This window comes from Arenimonas alkanexedens (assembly GCF_054781355.1).
This window is the reverse complement of the sequence record NZ_BAAGUO010000008.1, coordinates 45,265-60,260: the sequence shown is the minus strand read 5'-3', so window position 1 is coordinate 60,260 and position 14,996 is coordinate 45,265. Positions and strand designations below refer to the sequence as shown.

The following is a 14,996-nucleotide window of genomic DNA, read 5'->3' as shown; positions in this document are numbered from 1 at the left end:
CGGCCTGCGTGATAAATGTAATCTGATCGAGTGAATTTCAAGTCACCATGACTCAAACGCCCCCCTACCGCGGCCGTTTCGCCCCCTCGCCTACCGGGCCGCTTCATTTCGGGTCGCTGGTCGCGGCCCTGGGCAGCTGGATGATGGCCCGCCGCGCCGGGGGGACGTGGATCGTCCGTATGGAAGACATTGACCGGCCCCGTGAAGTCCCCGGGGCCGCCCAGCGCCAGTTGGACACCCTGGCCGCGTTCGGCATGCCATCCGATGCCCCCGTGCTTCGCCAGAGCGAGCGTGGCGAACGCTACCAGGCCGCACTGACGCGCTTGCTCGAAACGGGCGACGCATTTCCTTGCCGCTGCAGCCGCAGTGAACTCGAAGCCGTGGGTGGCATCCACCGGCAATGCCTGGGGCCCGGCGACCCGGCGCGGGTGCCGGCCATTCGCCTGCGGGTTCCGGTGGTGAAGATCGCTTTTGACGACGCGCTGCAGGGTCACTATCAGCAGGACCTGGCGACCGACGTCGGCGACTTCGTATTGCGCCGCGCCGACGGCTGCTGGGCCTACCAGCTTGCGGTGGTCGTTGACGACGCCGAGCAAGGCATCACCGACGTCGTGCGCGGCGCCGACCTGCTCGACTCCACGCCCCGCCAGATCCTGCTGCAGCAACGCTTGGGATTGCCATCCCCGAACTACGCGCACCTGCCGCTGGTGCGCGATGCAGAGGGCCGCAAACTGGGCAAGTCGCTGCAGTCCCTGCCGATTGACGACGATGCTCCGTGGCCGGCACTGCGCGCGGCCTGGCGCTTCCTGGGCCAGTCGGCGGAGGCGCTCGATGGCGTCGGTGCACCGGCCACCGCGCTGCTGCGTGCCGCGACGCGCTTCGATCCTGCACGCATACCCGCCACTACCGACCACCCCGTAAGCGCGCCTGACGACGCTACGTGAAGGCGCGGCAAAGCCGGCCAACGCGGCTTGCATGACCGCGCTCGCTGAGGGATGCTTCAGCCCCCAACGTCGCCGCGGCGGCCTGAACGTGTGGTGTGCTCATGTCGAAGGTCCGCGTCATCAAGAAGTATCCGAACCGCCGTCTCTACGACACGGGCATCTCGAGCTACATCACCCTGGAGGACGTCCGCCAGCTGATCGTGGATCGCGAAGAATTCGAGGTGCGCGACGCCAAGACCGGCAACGACCTCACCCGCAACGTGTTGATGCAAATCATCGCTGAGCACGAAGAGCGCGGGCAGCCGATCTTCACCAACGAACTGTTGACCCAGGTGATCCGTTTCCGCGGTGACTCCCTGCAGGGACTGCTCGGCGGCTTCCTTGAGCGCAGCCTGCAGTATTTCCTCGACCAGCAGCAGCAGTTCCGCGGCCATGTCGGCAACCTGGTCGGGCAGACGCCCTGGGGCCTGCTGAACCAGCTGGCCGAACGCAATCTCGAGATCTGGCGCTCCCTTCAGAGCGGGCTCGGCAGCGTCGCAGCGCCGCCGCCGAAGTCGCGGGCCAAGCCGCGGGTGAAATCCGCCGCCAAGTCACGCCAGCGCTGACGCCGGCGTAAACCAAGGCATCAGATGTCGCGGACCACCCGGAAGCCCAGCCTCGCATGCGTGGTTTCGGCGGCGCTGAGCTGGCGGTAGGCGGACCGGGCACGGTCGAGCGTGCTTGCCCAGGACGCGCCGCGGATGACGCGGTCGCTGCAACCCGGGTTCACCCAGGCGCTGCCGTCGGCTGGCGCGCGGCGGTAGCTATCGTGCCAGCAATCCTGCACCCATTCCGAGACATTGCCGGCCATGTCGAAGGTGCCGAAGGCTTCGGCCGGGAAACTGCGCACCGGTGCCGGCCCCCAGTGCCCGTCGCTGTAGTCGGGGATGGCGTTGGACCAGCGCCGACCCAGCCGCGACTGGTCGCCGTCACCGGTGAGGTTGCCGACCACGCGCGTCGGCGCGCCATCGCCCCAGGCGTAGGCCTCGTCCCGACCACCGCGCAGGGCGTACTCGAACTCGGCTTCTGTGGGTAGCCGGTAGCGTGCACCGGTCTGGGCGGAAAGCCAGGCAACATAGGCCTCGGCGTCTTCGAAGGCCACATGCACCACCGGCAGCTCGGGCGCGGCCTTGCGGCCAGCGTGGTCGCTGCGCCAGTCAACGCCGCGGCGCTCGCTCATCACGCCGCCGCGTTCGTCATAGACGGTGGAACGGCCGCGACGCAGCGCGACGCTGCGGTACTGCGTGGCTTCGACAAAGCGCGCGAAGTCGCCGACGGTGACCTCGTTGCGCGCCATCGCGAAACCGCGGTCGAAGGCGACCTCGTGCTGGGGGCCCTCGTTGTCGTGACGATCGGGCTCGGATTCGGGTGAGCCCATGCGGAACCGGCCATGGGCCAGCACCACCATCTCGGGCGCTTCCCCGCCGGCTGCCAGCGAGTCGCTGAACACCTGGCCCGGACGAAACCGTCCGTAGTGCCGGGCCAGTTCGATGCGCTCGTTCAAGGCATCCAGGCCGCGGGACTGGAGCGAGGCGCGCTCGGCCTCGGCCAGGCGTCGCGCCGCCAGCTCGAGATCGAGCGCGTCCACGGCGGCATCCCCCTGGGCCAGAAGTTGCTCGGTGCGCAGCTGGCGCAGTTCGACGATGCGCGCGGCCATGTCCTGCAGCGCCGGCGAATCCGCGAGGATGCGCGCGGCTTCCGCCTGCAGGCGTTCAGCCTCGGGATAGTCGCCGTCCTGGGCCGCCATCAGCGCCCGGTTCAGCCAGGTGGCCTGCAGCCGCGCCAGTCCGTCGCGCGCCGGCAGGAAGTCTGGGAAGGTCTGCAGCGCCTCACGATAAGCGACCACCGCCCCCTTGCCCTCGGGCTTGAAGATGCGGTTGCCACGCACGCGGGTGTCGCCGAGCCGCGCCAGGGTCTGGGCCCGCAGCGCCGATTCGATGGCGGTGCGGTAGCCGGCCAGGTCGGGGTGCTGGGGTCGCGCCCGAGCGACTACGCGTTCGAGCTGCTGGCCCTCGAGCACGCGGCCTTCGGTCAAGGCCATCCTGCCTTGCCCGATCAATTGGGTGGTGATGGCATCAATGCCGGCATTGGCCTCTTTGTGCTCGGCTTCGGTGGCCACGATGCCCAGATAGAGCTCGAGCGCGCCCGGATCCTCGGGCTCGACCGCCGTCGTTTGTGACTCCGGATCGGCCTCTGCCGACCCTGTCTCCGCGACCGCGACAGGCAGGGGTGAAGGCGGCACCGAAAGCGCCGCCACCAGCCGTCCTTCCTCGATCGCTACGCCGGCGACGCGCAGGGTTTCACGGAACTGGGGTGGCGCCACCGGCGCGATGGCCGGCGACCAGGCCGGCACCTCGGGCGCAGGACCCGCCGGCGCCTCCTCGATGTCGATGCCCGCTTCCAACTCGGCCGGGTCCACCGTTGCCGGCACCGCGGAAGCCGGCGCCGCCGCATCGGGCGCGTCCTCGCGACCGCAGCCGGCAAGCAGGAGGCAGGCCAGCACGCCGGCGGTGAAAAGGATTGTCTGGGTCTGTTTCATCTTCGCTCGATGGCGCCCGGCAAGCGCCGAGAGGACGTGGTCGGGCCGAAGTTAGGCTAAGGTGCCGGCTTCTGGCAACCACAGTCCCCGCCCTTGAGCCTCTGGATCGACACCCCGCAAGCCCTGTCCGAACGCCTGGACCGCTGGTCTGGCCAGCCCCTGGTGGCGCTGGACACCGAGTTCATCCGTGAACGCACCTATTACCCGCAGCTTGCCCTGGTGCAGCTGGCCATCCCCGACGACATCCTGTTGGTGGACCCGCTGGTCCCCGGCATGGACGCTGCCCTGCGGCCGCTGCTGGTGGACCCGACGGTAACCAAGCTGATGCACAGCGCCAGCGAAGACCTGCAGGCCCTGCAGCGCGGCTGTGCCGCCCTGCCGATGCCATTGTTCGACACCCAGGTGGCCGCGGCCCTGGCCGGCATGGGCGCTGGCCTGGGCTACCAGAAGCTGGTCGAGCAGGTCACCGGCGTCACCCTGGCCAAGGGCGAGACCCGCTCGGACTGGCTGCGCCGCCCACTGAGCGATTCCCAGCACGAATACGCCGCCGACGACGTCCGCCACCTGCACGCCGTGCATGCGCTGCTGGACGCCAAGCTCGCCGAGCTGGATCGCCATGCCTGGCGCCAGGCCGACGCCGACCGCGCGCTGACCAACGCCGCCAACGAAAGCGAAGATCCCTGGCCGCACCTGGCCCTGCGCAGCGCACAGGGGCTCGATACCGAAGGCCAGGCACGCCTGTGCCGGATTCTTCGCTGGCGTGACCTTGAGGCGCGCCGCAGCGACAAGCCCAAGAGCTGGATCATCGACAACGAGCTGGCGGTTTCGCTGGCCCGACGCCCGACCAGTGACCAGCGCGAATTCAACGCCATCCTTGATCGCCATCCCAAGGCCCCTCGCAAGTCGCGCGGCGCGCTGTTCGACGTCGTCAACGCGGCGCTGGCGGCCGAAGACCTCGCCATCCCGCTGCTCAAGGTCGACACCTTGGACAAACAAAAGGTGAAGGCGATGCAGGAGGCCGTGGCGGCCGTGGCGCAGGCGCACGGTCTGCCCGAGGGTCTGCTGTGCGCGCGCCGCCACCTCGAGGCCCTGCTGGAGGGCCGCGGCTGGCCCGGCGCCCTGGCCGGCTGGCGGCGCGAACTGCTCGAACCTGTGCTGGCCCCGATGATCCCGCCCGCCTGAATCGGACGGCTAGCCACGGCGACGCGGCATCCGTATAATTCGCGGACCTTCTGTGGGGGGGTAGCTCAGCTGGGAGAGCGCATCGTTCGCATCGATGAGGTCGTGGGTTCGATCCCCATCCTCTCCACCACGATTCCGAAAGGCCGGACCCTGTGTCCGGCCTTTCTTTTTTGGCTTTTTGGAATACGGTGTGGAGTTGGGATCTAGGATCAACTGCCGGCTGAAGTAGCTGTCATGGAATCCGGTGTTGAAACTGACGTGATCCAGTGACATGCTGTCATGGATTACAGTGTGGATTCCAACCCATGGATTTGCTGGACCTGAAGAACATCAAGTCGCTGTCGTCGAAGGTGGCTGACGGAGTTCGACTTATCGATGCGGAGGTGCTCGAAGAGCCAGATGTATGCGTGCTCTGCAAGGCACCTGACCCGTACCGGCATGATTCCCGGGAGCAGGCATTCGCGGATGCTCCGATTCGCGGCCAGCCAGTCCGTATCCTGTTCCACCGTCGTCGCTACCGCTGCCGCGTCTGCAAGAAGACCTTCTTCGAGCCGCTGCTGGGTTTCTCGGTGAAGCGCAACATGACCCAGCGCTTGGTCCACTACATCGCGCGGGACTCGCTGATCCGTACCTTCGCTGACGTCGCCCGCGACGTGGCCGTTGACGTGCAGACCGTGCGTGGCGTTTTCTTGGACTTCTCCTCGTGGCTCAGGGACAACCACCCGATCGCCACGCCACGAATCATGGGGATCGATGAGGCCAAGCGAGCCGGGGTCCTGTGTACTGTCCTGACGGACTTGGAGCGGCGCGAATATTTCGACATGCTGCCTTCGCGAAAGGCCAAGCCCTTGAATGCCTACCTGGCGCAGCTCCCCGACAAGGACCTGGTGAAGGTGGTCGCCATGGACCTGCACCTGGGTTTCGTTACGGCGATTGGCAAGCACCTGCCGAAGGCCGTACGCGTGGCCGACCGCTACCATGTCGCCCGGCTGGCGCAGGACGCCTTCGACAAGGCGCACGTGGCGGCCCGCAAGGGCCTCGATACCGGCGACCGGCTCGGGATGTTCCGCAAGCGGGGCCTGCTGGCCCAGCGAGATCGCACGCTCTCCGAGGCTGAGCGCCAGCGTGTGCTTGAGACCCTACAGCCCTTCCCGATCCTGGTAGCCGCCTACGAGGCGAAAGAGTCGTTCCTGCGGATATACGATGCCCCCGACCGAAGTAGCGCCGAGCAGGCGCTGGATGGCTGGCTGGACGGGTTGCCGAGAGAACTGTCGGGCTATTTCCGGTCGGTGACCCTTGCGGTCTCCAACAGCCGCGAGATCATCCTGAATTACTTTGAGCACCGGTATACGAACGCGTTCACCGAGGCGGCGAACGGCATCTCCAAACTGCTCCAGCGGACGGGGCGCGGCTACGGGTTTGAAGTCATGCGAGTGAAGCTGCTTTACGGCAAGCGGGGGCAGGCAGTCGACCTGTCGGACTATGACGCCGAGCTGGCGAGCGGTGGTGGTTCAGGCGCGCTAGGATACAGCCGAGTAACTGCTCACTACCGCTCGACACACGTCCCGACAGTTCCCAAGCAGACACGTCGAGGGCCAGCCTTTGCGCGGGTCGAGCGGCTGGTGGACGAAGGCTACTTCGATATCGGGAACCCTGAAATTGCTGACGAACTACAGGCGCTCGTTAGGGATTTCTCTGCTGAGACCTAGCGAAGGTTAAGGCTTCAACCGTTGCTCGCCCGCCCATTAATTTTCTATTCCACTAGCGGCATGCAACCAACATATCCGCACAGCTTGCGAGCCTGAGATTGCTGGAATGCCGTCAGCATACGACCAAAGCAGGTGAAACGGAATCTCATCCCGGCTCGCAATTCGCCTCGGGGTAGTAAATTCCACCGGTTCGATAGACTCTTTCCAAGCGTCTTTCGTCGATGTTGCTCACGTAAACGTAGTATTGATCCAAATAGGTGAGGTTGGCGAAAAGCAAACTTGCTTGACCAGGCATTGGCCCAGCCATGGCGCGTTCAAAGTCGAAATTCATGCCCGGCTTTCGCGCTGACAAATCAGTTTCGGCCTGACTGCGTAGCTGGTCAATCGCCTCGCCTGTTGCGGGCCTGCCGGACTTAAGGCGACACAGCGGCGGATCATTCGCAGTCGCATCGGCGAATGGAACCAAAAGTTCCACAGGCTCATCTGAAGTGCTCTCCCCGGAGGAGCATCCGGCGAGCGCAACTTGCAGAAAGCCCGCCAAGAAAAGCACACAAGTTCGCATCGGTTTTTACTCCACTACTTCGTCTTCGTTGCGCCCTCAATATGGCGATACTCGACAGCCTTGGCAGATTCCTCCGATTTTCTTTCCAAAGTGATCGGATTCACCGATGTGTCCAGTTGGCCCTGATCTCGGTCATACGCATGCCCGGCAACCTCGTGGGCAATGATGCTTGCGGGAGTACCCGAGCCTTCAATTCCTCCCGGAACGGTTTGATTCGGATCGTAGGCAGTCACGCTCCCAACGCCTGGGCCTCGTGAACCATCGGGTTGTATGTTTCCGTGCTCGTCGGGTCCGCCATTCGACCGGTTTGCAGGCCTTCCTCCAGCTTCCGGTTCGCGCGAGTGCGGCACGATTCGGTGCGCAAACCGTGAGCCCTCGAGTGTTGATATCCGCCTAGCATTCTCAGGATCAGCAGCCCTTACTGCCTCAAGGTTCGCACGGACACCCTTCCGAAACTCCAGCGGCCCGGAGATCATGACTCCTTCGCAAGATCCGTCGCCGCACCCCTTTGGAGCGCGACCATCAGGGTCGGTGTATAGGTAGGGATTGTTATTGGCGTACCAGTAGCGATTGAAGTTTGCGCCGTCCCGCTGATCCGTCTTTACCGGGTCTACGGACAAGAAACGAGCCTCGGCGCCTCCGCAGATCATGACCAGGATGCCGGTCATCACAACTGAACTCTTCGCCTTCATCGGTTAGTTCCTCGCCTCACGGGTCTTTTTCTCACGCCGAATCGATTCTAGGTACCGTGCTTCCTGCTCCGGCGACGGTGGTGTCCAGCCGAGCCGCTCTGCCTCAGCATACCAGCGCAGGTTCTCCTGGTTAATCGCGACGAACTCAGCCCGCTGACTGGCCGGAATTTGGTTCGGATCCGGATACCGGCGTACGAACCGCTCCTGGAAAATCAGATAATAGGCCGCACCCTTATGCTGCATGGCCACCACATCGCGCGGATCGACCTTGAGGGCAAGGTCCGCCGCTGCGATGCGCTGGCTCTGTAGGCCAGTCTTGCCATAGTGTTCCATCAACGAGCTCATCATTACCGTCACGGATTCCCGGCCGCTAAGCGGCCTCAGGTAAATACCTGTTTCGATGGCCCGAGATGAAATGCCCGTTTCACGTTCGTAGCTGCTGTCATATTTGAAGCCGCCCGCCGTGGCCTCCACGTTCAGCCAAGCGCCATCGTCACCGCGGAACTTGACAAGCAAGTGGCTGGGTGCGGTCGCGAGTGTCACCGGCAGGCCTAGGCGCTGGCCGAGGATCGCAAAGAGGATTGGCATCGAGACGCAGTTTCCCTCGCGAGTCGTCAGATAGACCGAGAGCAGTTTGTTCTGAAGGTCTCGGCCCAGCGGGTCATCCAAGTCGTACTGGAACGGCCTGCCGCCATTCCAGGGGCCTGGCTCGTACAAGGTCGACAGCAGCACATTGATCTTGCCGAGGTTCGACGCACCGGCAGGAATGCGGGCCTTCACGCTGGCGACCAAGGCGTCAATCTGCAGGCGGACCGCAGCTGGCGCCGCCTCTGGCGAAATCAGGTGATCGATGGCCAGCTTGGCTTCCAGTAGGTCGACCTCCCCATCCCGGCGCTCCAAGATCGACTCAATGGGTTTCAAGCCAGCCAGCCCCGGATCCGATGCTGACGCAGGCGATAGGGCGAGCAGGCAGGCGAAGAACGCCACGATCAGTCTCATCTGGACCTGCGAGTAGTGAAGGCCCGGCCATCGTAGGCGGTCTGGCCGGGGGCCTTCAACCGCTTGGCGGAAGAAAAATCCACACGGGCAGCACGGATCGCCTTTCTCGGAATCCACCGCGCCAACACTCGATCCGACCCAAACCCATCTGAAGGCTGGCCAGTCGAATCAACACTGGAATCCAAATAGCCTCTTTTTTTCGCCCCGCGAATCTTCACCCAGTGAATGCGCCGCCTGCGCGCGTCTCGGGCAATATGACGGCCCCGCTGCCGAGCTGCCCTGCGTGACCACAGTCGCCCGCCCCGCCAACGCCGCACCCCAGGTCGCCCGCGCCTTTGCACCGGCTTCGGTAGGCAATGTCGCGGTGGGTTTCGATCTACTGGGCCACAGCCTCGAGGGCGCCGGTGACATCGCCACCGTGCGCGTGTCTTCCGCTCCCGGCGTCCGCATTGTTGCGATTCGCGGAAAAGTCACCGAACTCCCCTGCGAGCCCTCCGCCAACACCGCCGGCGCCGCCCTGCTGTCCCTGCTGCAGGCCCAGGACCCCGGACACGGCTTCGAGCTCGAGCTCGACAAAGGCATCGCCCTGGGTTCGGGCATGGGCGGGTCGGCCGCGTCCTGCGTGGCGGCGCTGGTCGCGGCCAACGCGCTGCTGGCGACGCCTTTGCCGCGCGAGGCCCTCTACCCGCATGCGCTGACCGGTGAATCCGTGGCCAGCGGCGCCCGCACCGGCGACAACGTCGGACCCATGCTGCTCGGCGGGCTGGTGCTGGCCACGCCGGAGCGGCTGATCCGGCTGTCGTCACCGGCCGCCTGGCACTGCGCCTTGGTACATCCGCACTTCGTGCTCGAAACCCTGCGTGCCCGCGAAGTGTTGGTGGCGCCCTACCCGCTGGCCGACCTGGTGCGACAAACCGCGAATCTTTCCCAAGTGTTGCTCGGCTGCGAGCGCGGCGACGCCGGGCTGGTGCGGGCGGGGCTGCGCGACGAGCTGGTGGAGCCGCGTCGCGCGCCCTTGGTGCCGGGCTTCGCGGCGGTGAAACAGGCCGCGCTGGCGGCCGGTGCGATGGGTGCCAGCCTGTCTGGTGCCGGGCCCAGCGTTTTTGCCTGGTGCGAGGACCGGGCCAGTGCGCACCGGGCCGTCATCGAGATGCAGGCGGCGTTTTCCCGGGCAGGCCTTGGCAGCGACGGTTTCGTCTCGCCGCTGGCCGGGCCCGCCGCCGCACTGCTGCCCCCGACCGGCAGCATTGGGGCCAACCCGGTGTTTCTGCGATAATTCTCCGGCTTGGCCCCGTAGCTCAGCTGGATAGAGCGTCCCCCTCCTAAGGGGAAGGTCGTACGTTCGAATCGTATCGGGGCCGCCATTCTTTCTTAAGGCCCGTCACCGGGCCGTCTGCAACTGGAGCACACCATGACCCATCCCGTCCTCACCTCGCTCGGCCTGTCCGAGCTGGAATCCGGTACCTACCTCGGCCACGGCGAGTGGTCCAAAACCCGCGACGCCGGCGTGATCGAGCCGGTGAATCCCAGCAGTGGCGAGGTCCTGGGCAAGGTCCATGCGTCGTCGCAGGCCGACTACGACCTCATCGTCGAACGCGCCCAGGCCGCCTTCAAGATCTGGCGCACCACGCCGGCGCCCAAGCGCGGCGAAGCCATCCGCCTGTGCGCCGACGCGCTGCGCAAGCACAAGGACGCGCTGGGTTCGTTGGTTGCGCTGGAAATGGGCAAGTCCAAGCCCGAGGGCGACGGCGAAGTCCAGGAGATGATCGACATCGGTGAGTTCGCCGTCGGTCTCTCGCGCCAGCTCTACGGCCTGACCATGCACTCCGAGCGCCCGGGCCACCGCATGTATGAGCAGTACCAGCCGCTGGGCATCGTCGGCATCATCTCGGCCTTCAATTTCCCGGTCGCGGTATGGGCCTGGAATGCGTTCGTGGCCGGCGTCTGCGGCGACATCTGCATCTGGAAGCCCTCGCCCAAGACCCCGCTGTCGGCCATTGCTTCGATGAAAATCTGCAATGAAGCCCTGCGTGCCGGCGGTTTCCAGGACATCTTCTTCCTGTTCAACGACGGCGGCACCGACCTGGCCCAGTCGTTCGTGGACGACAAGCGCATCGCGCTGGTCAGCTTCACCGGTTCGACCAAGGTCGGCCGCATGGTCGGCGAGCGCGTCGCGCGCCGCATGGGCCGCAGCCTGCTTGAGCTGGGCGGCAACAACGCCATCATCGTCGACCCCTCGGCCGACCTGAAGCTGGCGATCCCCGCCATCGCGTTCGGCGCCGTCGGCACCGCCGGCCAGCGCTGCACCACCACCCGCCGCCTGTTCGTGCACGAGTCCATCTATGCCGACGTGGTGACCAAGCTGGTTGCCGCCTTCAAGCAGGTCGAGACCAAGATCGGCGACCCGACCGACGCCGCCAACCTGATGGGCCCGCTCAACAGCTCCGACGCGGTTGACGCCTATCTCGACGCCGTGGCCAAGGCCAAGGCCTCGGGTGGCAAGATCGAGTCCGGCGGCGCCCGCATCGACCGTCCCGGCAACTTCGTGCTCCCGACCCTGATCACCGGCCTGGCCAACAGCGCCGAGGTCGTGCAGACCGAGACCTTCGCACCGATCCTGTACGCGATGCCGTACAAGACCCTGGACGAGGCCATCGAAATGCAGAACGCCGTGCCCCAGGGCCTGTCTTCGTCCATTTTCACCACCGACCTGCGGGCGGCCGAGCAGTTCCTGGCCTCGGCCGGTTCGGACTGCGGCATCGCCAACGTCAATATCGGCACCTCGGGCGCCGAGATCGGCGGCGCATTCGGCGGTGAGAAAGAGACCGGCGGTGGCCGCGAGTCGGGCTCTGACGCGTGGAAGGTCTACATGCGTCGCCAGACAAACACCATCAACTACTCCAATTCGATGCCGCTGGCCCAGGGCATCAAGTTCGACCTCTGAGGAATGACCATGTCCGAGCCCACCTTGCCGCCTTCCCCGCCCTCCCCGGCGCCCGCTCCGGCGCCGGACACGGTCCCGGCCCCGGTCGGGCGTCCGACCAGCACGCTGGCGATCATCGCGCTGGTCAGCGGCATCCTGGGCTGGACCCTGCTGCCCTGGCTGGGCAGCCTGGCCGCCGTGATCTGCGGCCATATGGCCCGGGGCGAAATCCGCCGCAGTCAGGGCGGCATGGAGGGCGACGGACTCGCCATCGCCGGCCTGATCCTGGGCTGGGCCGCGATCGCGCTGACGGTGGTGACGATACTGGTCGTCATCTTCTTCTTCGGCGGCCTGGCGGTACTGCTCGGCTTGCTGGGCATGAGCGGCCAACTCTGAGGAACCGGCTCGATGTATGCCCTTGCCCGCCCCTTCCTGTTCCATCTTGATGCCGAACGGGCCCACGACCTGGGCCTGCGCGCGCTCGAGACCGCCTACCGCGCCGGCCTGAGCCCGCTGCTCGCCAGCCGGCACAAGCCGCTGCCCACCAAGACCTTCGGGCTCAACTTCCCGAATCCGGTGGGCTGCGCTGCGGGCCTGGACAAGAACGGCGCGCACGTGGACGCGCTGCTGGGGCTGGGCTTTGGCTTCGTCGAAGTCGGGACCACCACGCCGAAGCCGCAGGCAGGCAATCCCAAGCCGCGCATGTTCCGCCTTCCGGAAAACAATGCGGTCATCAATCGCCTGGGCTTCAACAACGACGGCGTTGACGCCCTGGTCGCCAACGTCTCCAGGGCGCGCCGCAAGCAGGGCGTGCTCGGCATCAATATTGGCAAGAACAAAGACACGCCCAACGAGGACGCGCTGCAGGATTACGCCTACTGCCTTGAGCGGGTGTATCCGCTGGCCGACTACGTCACCGTCAACATTTCCTCGCCCAACACCGCCGGCCTGCGCGAACTACAGGAAGAGCAGGCGCTGCGGCAGCTGGTCGGCGGCCTGCGCGAAGCCCAGGAAAAGCTGGCCAGCCAGCACGGAAAGCGCGTGCCGATGCTGGTGAAGGTCGCACCGGACCTGTCCGATGACGACATCGACGCCTGCGCCCGCGTGCTCAGCGACATGCGGGTGGACGGCGTGGTGGCCACCAACACCACCGTCGACCGCCTGCCCGTCGAGCGCCACCGGCTGGCGAAGGAAGCCGGCGGCCTGTCCGGCCAGCCGCTGTATGGAAAATCAACCGCGGTAATGCGCCGACTGCGCGCGCGGCTGGACGAAAGCATCCCCATCATCGGCGTCGGCGGCATCCTCAGCGGTGCCGATGCGGCCGGCAAGATCACCGCCGGCGCCCAGCTGGTGCAGTTCTATACCGGCCTGATCTATCGCGGCCCCGATCTGATCGGCGAATGCGTGGACGCGATCCGACGGCGACGCGAGGGCCGCCCGGCATGAGCGGCTACCAGCTGGCGGAGAACGTATCCCTCGCCGGCCGCAACACCTTCCGCGTCGCTGCCCGCGCCGCGACGATGGCGGACGTGTCGCAGGCCGATGCGCTGCCCGAGCTGTTCGAGATGATTTCGCTGCGCGACGACCCGCTGCTGGTGCTGGGCGAAGGCAGCAACCTGCTCTTTGCCGGCGACTTCCCCGGCGTGGCGATTTGCCTGACGATGGCTGGCTTACGCATCGTCCAGGACGACGGCGACAGTGCCCTCGTCCGGGCCGACGCCGGCGTGGCCTGGAACGACCTCGTGGGCTGGACACTGGCCCGCGGGCTGGTGGGGCTGGAAAACATGGCGCTGATCCCCGGTACGGTGGGCGCTTCGCCCATCCAGAACATCGGCGCCTACGGCGTCGAGGTCGGTGAGTTCATCGAGGCCGTCGAGGCCTTCCAGCGCGACACCGGCCAGATCAAGCGCCTGGCCCGCGAAGACTGCGCCTTCGGCTACCGTGACAGCATCTTCAAGCGCGAGGCCGACCGCTGGGTGGTCACCGCGGTAGAGCTTCGCCTGCCGCGCCAGCGCGAGCTGCGGCTCGACTATGCCGGCGTGAAAGAAGAGCTGGCGGCGATGGGGGTGGCGACACCGCGGGCAGTGCACGTCGCCGAGGCCATCAGCCGCCTGCGGACCCGCAAGCTGCCCAACCCGGCGCTGCTGGGCAATGCCGGCAGCTTCTTCAAGAATCCGCTGGTGGACACGAGCCAGGCCGAAGCCCTCAAGACCGAGCATCCGGCCCTGCCGGTTTTCCCCGGCCCCGCCGGGCACCAAAAGCTCTCGGCCGGCTGGATGATCGAAACCTGCGGCTGGCGCGGGTTCCGCGAGGGGGATGCCGGGGTCGCCAAGCAGCACGCCCTGGTGCTGGTGAACCACGGTCAGGCCAGCGGCGCACAGCTGCTGTCGCTGGCACGCAGGATCGCGGCGTCGGTGCGCGAGCGCTTCGGCGTGGCGCTGGAACCCGAGCCGCGCATCATCGGCGCCCGCTTCGACGACGCCGCGTGAGCGCCGTCGGCAACCGCCCCGCGGATGTGCCACGCGCGGTCGCGCTGATGACCGCAGGCACCGTGCTGTTCGCAATCATGGCGGTCTGCATCCGGCTCGCCTCGGAACAGTTGCACGCCTTCGAGATCGCCTTCTTCCGCAACTTTTTTGGCCTGGTGTTCATCCTGCCGATCCTGTTCCGGCACGGCCCCTCCATCCTGCGCACCAACAAGCTGGGCTTCTACCTGGGCCGCTGCGCGATCGGCATGGTGTCGATGCTGGCTGGCTTCTGGGCGATCGTTAACTTGCCGCTGGCGCAGGCGATCGCGCTGTCCTACTCCAGCCCGCTGTTCGTGACCATCGCCGCGGTGCTGGTGTTGGGCGAAGTGGTGCGCGCACGCCGCTGGACGGCGGTCACGGTCGGCTTCCTTGGCGTACTGGTGATCGTCAGACCGGGCAGCGACGACTTCACCGCCGGCAGCCTGGTCGCGGTGCTTGCGGCCCTGGCCAGCGCCAGCGCGGCGATCAGCATCAAGTTCCTGTCGCGCACCGAGCACCCTGACGCGATCGTGCTCTACACCACCATGATCTGGGTACCGATGTCGTTGGTGCCGGCGCTGATGGTCTGGCAGATGCCGGTCGGCATCACCTGGCTTTGGATCGTGCTGGCCGGCTTCCTTGGCACGACCGCGCACATGCTCTGGACGCGTGCGCTGAAGCTGGGCGAAGCCTCGATGCTCACGCCGATCAGCTTCCTGCAGGTACTCGTCGTGGCGGTGCTGGGCTATTTCCTGTTCAACGAAGTGCTCGACCGCTGGACCGTACTGGGCGCCGCGATCATCTTCGGCTCCAACGTCTACATCGCCCGACGCGAGGCGCGGCTGGCGCGGCAGGCGGTTACCGACCCCGAGATCAATCCGGGCACCCAGCAGCGCTGAG

14 protein-coding genes and 2 tRNA genes are annotated in these 14,996 nt (G+C 66.2%); 12 read left to right on the top strand and 4 right to left on the bottom strand.

What is annotated here, in order from left to right; translation table 11 throughout:
* The first annotated feature begins 47 nt into the window (after positions 1-47).
* Both gluQRS and phaR read left to right on the top strand, forming a co-directional pair.
* Positions 48-944 carry a tRNA glutamyl-Q(34) synthetase GluQRS gene (gluQRS, locus tag ACYVGY_RS12935; protein ID WP_460457911.1) on the top strand — a complete coding sequence of 299 codons (897 nt, stop codon included), beginning with the start codon at positions 48-50 and terminating at the stop codon, positions 942-944.
* 101 nt (positions 945-1,045) lie between these two features.
* On the top strand, positions 1,046-1,549 hold the full coding sequence (phaR, locus tag ACYVGY_RS12930; RefSeq protein WP_460457910.1) for a polyhydroxyalkanoate synthesis repressor PhaR: 504 nt from the start codon (positions 1,046-1,048) through the stop codon (positions 1,547-1,549).
* A 20-nt stretch (positions 1,550-1,569) separates the two neighbouring features.
* Here phaR and ACYVGY_RS12925 read toward each other — a convergent pair whose 3' ends face one another.
* Complete coding sequence (locus ACYVGY_RS12925) at positions 1,570-3,522, bottom strand: SUMF1/EgtB/PvdO family nonheme iron enzyme (RefSeq protein ID WP_460457909.1); 1,953 nt, start codon at positions 3,520-3,522, stop codon at positions 1,570-1,572.
* A gap of 93 nt (positions 3,523-3,615) precedes the next feature.
* Between ACYVGY_RS12925 and rnd the strand changes: the two genes are divergently transcribed.
* From rnd to ACYVGY_RS12910, 3 genes are all read left to right on the top strand, one after another.
* Positions 3,616-4,704, top strand: a complete 1,089-nt coding sequence (gene rnd, locus ACYVGY_RS12920) for a ribonuclease D (protein ID WP_460457908.1) — start codon at positions 3,616-3,618, stop codon at positions 4,702-4,704.
* Between the two features lie 54 nt (positions 4,705-4,758).
* A tRNA-Ala gene (locus ACYVGY_RS12915) sits at positions 4,759-4,834 on the top strand.
* 175 nt (positions 4,835-5,009) lie between these two features.
* Positions 5,010-6,413 (top strand): ISL3 family transposase, encoded by a 1,404-nt coding sequence (locus tag ACYVGY_RS12910; protein WP_460457907.1) that lies wholly within the window; start codon positions 5,010-5,012, stop codon positions 6,411-6,413.
* 145 nt (positions 6,414-6,558) lie between these two features.
* On the opposite strand, the gene ACYVGY_RS12905 is transcribed toward ACYVGY_RS12910, so the two are convergent.
* The 3 genes from ACYVGY_RS12905 to ACYVGY_RS12895 all read right to left on the bottom strand — a co-directional run bounded on the left by ACYVGY_RS12905 (position 6,559) and on the right by ACYVGY_RS12895 (position 8,666).
* Entirely contained in the window at positions 6,559-6,975 is a 417-nt protein-coding gene (locus ACYVGY_RS12905; RefSeq protein WP_460457906.1) for a hypothetical protein, read from the bottom strand.
* A 14-nt stretch (positions 6,976-6,989) separates the two neighbouring features.
* Positions 6,990-7,208 carry a hypothetical protein gene (locus ACYVGY_RS12900; RefSeq protein ID WP_460457905.1) on the bottom strand — a complete coding sequence of 73 codons (219 nt, stop codon included), beginning with the start codon at positions 7,206-7,208 and terminating at the stop codon, positions 6,990-6,992.
* A gap of 462 nt (positions 7,209-7,670) precedes the next feature.
* Positions 7,671-8,666 carry a transglutaminase family protein gene (locus ACYVGY_RS12895; protein ID WP_460457904.1) on the bottom strand — a complete coding sequence of 332 codons (996 nt, stop codon included), beginning with the start codon at positions 8,664-8,666 and terminating at the stop codon, positions 7,671-7,673.
* Between the two features lie 283 nt (positions 8,667-8,949).
* Here ACYVGY_RS12895 and ACYVGY_RS12890 point away from each other — a divergent pair, with 283 nt between their 5' ends.
* The 7 genes from ACYVGY_RS12890 to ACYVGY_RS12860 all read left to right on the top strand — a co-directional run bounded on the left by ACYVGY_RS12890 (position 8,950) and on the right by ACYVGY_RS12860 (position 14,995).
* Positions 8,950-9,942 (top strand): homoserine kinase, encoded by a 993-nt coding sequence (locus ACYVGY_RS12890; RefSeq protein ID WP_460457903.1) that lies wholly within the window; start codon positions 8,950-8,952, stop codon positions 9,940-9,942.
* 11 nt (positions 9,943-9,953) lie between these two features.
* Positions 9,954-10,030: transfer RNA gene (locus ACYVGY_RS12885), tRNA-Arg, on the top strand.
* Positions 10,031-10,077: 47 nt separating this feature from the next.
* Positions 10,078-11,610: an L-piperidine-6-carboxylate dehydrogenase gene (gene amaB / locus ACYVGY_RS12880; RefSeq protein ID WP_460457902.1), complete on the top strand. Its 1,533-nt coding sequence runs from the start codon at positions 10,078-10,080 to the stop codon at positions 11,608-11,610.
* A gap of 9 nt (positions 11,611-11,619) precedes the next feature.
* The gene (locus ACYVGY_RS12875; protein WP_460457901.1) at positions 11,620-11,985 is read left to right on the top strand and encodes a DUF4190 domain-containing protein; all 366 of its coding nucleotides are present in this window, start codon (positions 11,620-11,622) and stop codon (positions 11,983-11,985) included.
* 12 nt (positions 11,986-11,997) lie between these two features.
* Positions 11,998-13,035: a quinone-dependent dihydroorotate dehydrogenase gene (locus ACYVGY_RS12870; RefSeq protein WP_460457900.1), complete on the top strand. Its 1,038-nt coding sequence runs from the start codon at positions 11,998-12,000 to the stop codon at positions 13,033-13,035.
* Complete coding sequence (murB, locus tag ACYVGY_RS12865; RefSeq protein ID WP_460457899.1) at positions 13,032-14,078, top strand: UDP-N-acetylmuramate dehydrogenase; 1,047 nt, start codon at positions 13,032-13,034, stop codon at positions 14,076-14,078. Before ACYVGY_RS12870 ends, murB begins: the two co-directional genes overlap by 4 nt.
* Positions 14,079-14,125: 47 nt before the next feature.
* Positions 14,126-14,995 (top strand): DMT family transporter, encoded by an 870-nt coding sequence (locus ACYVGY_RS12860; RefSeq protein ID WP_460457898.1) that lies wholly within the window; start codon positions 14,126-14,128, stop codon positions 14,993-14,995.
* The last annotated feature ends 1 nt before the right edge of the window (position 14,996 follow it).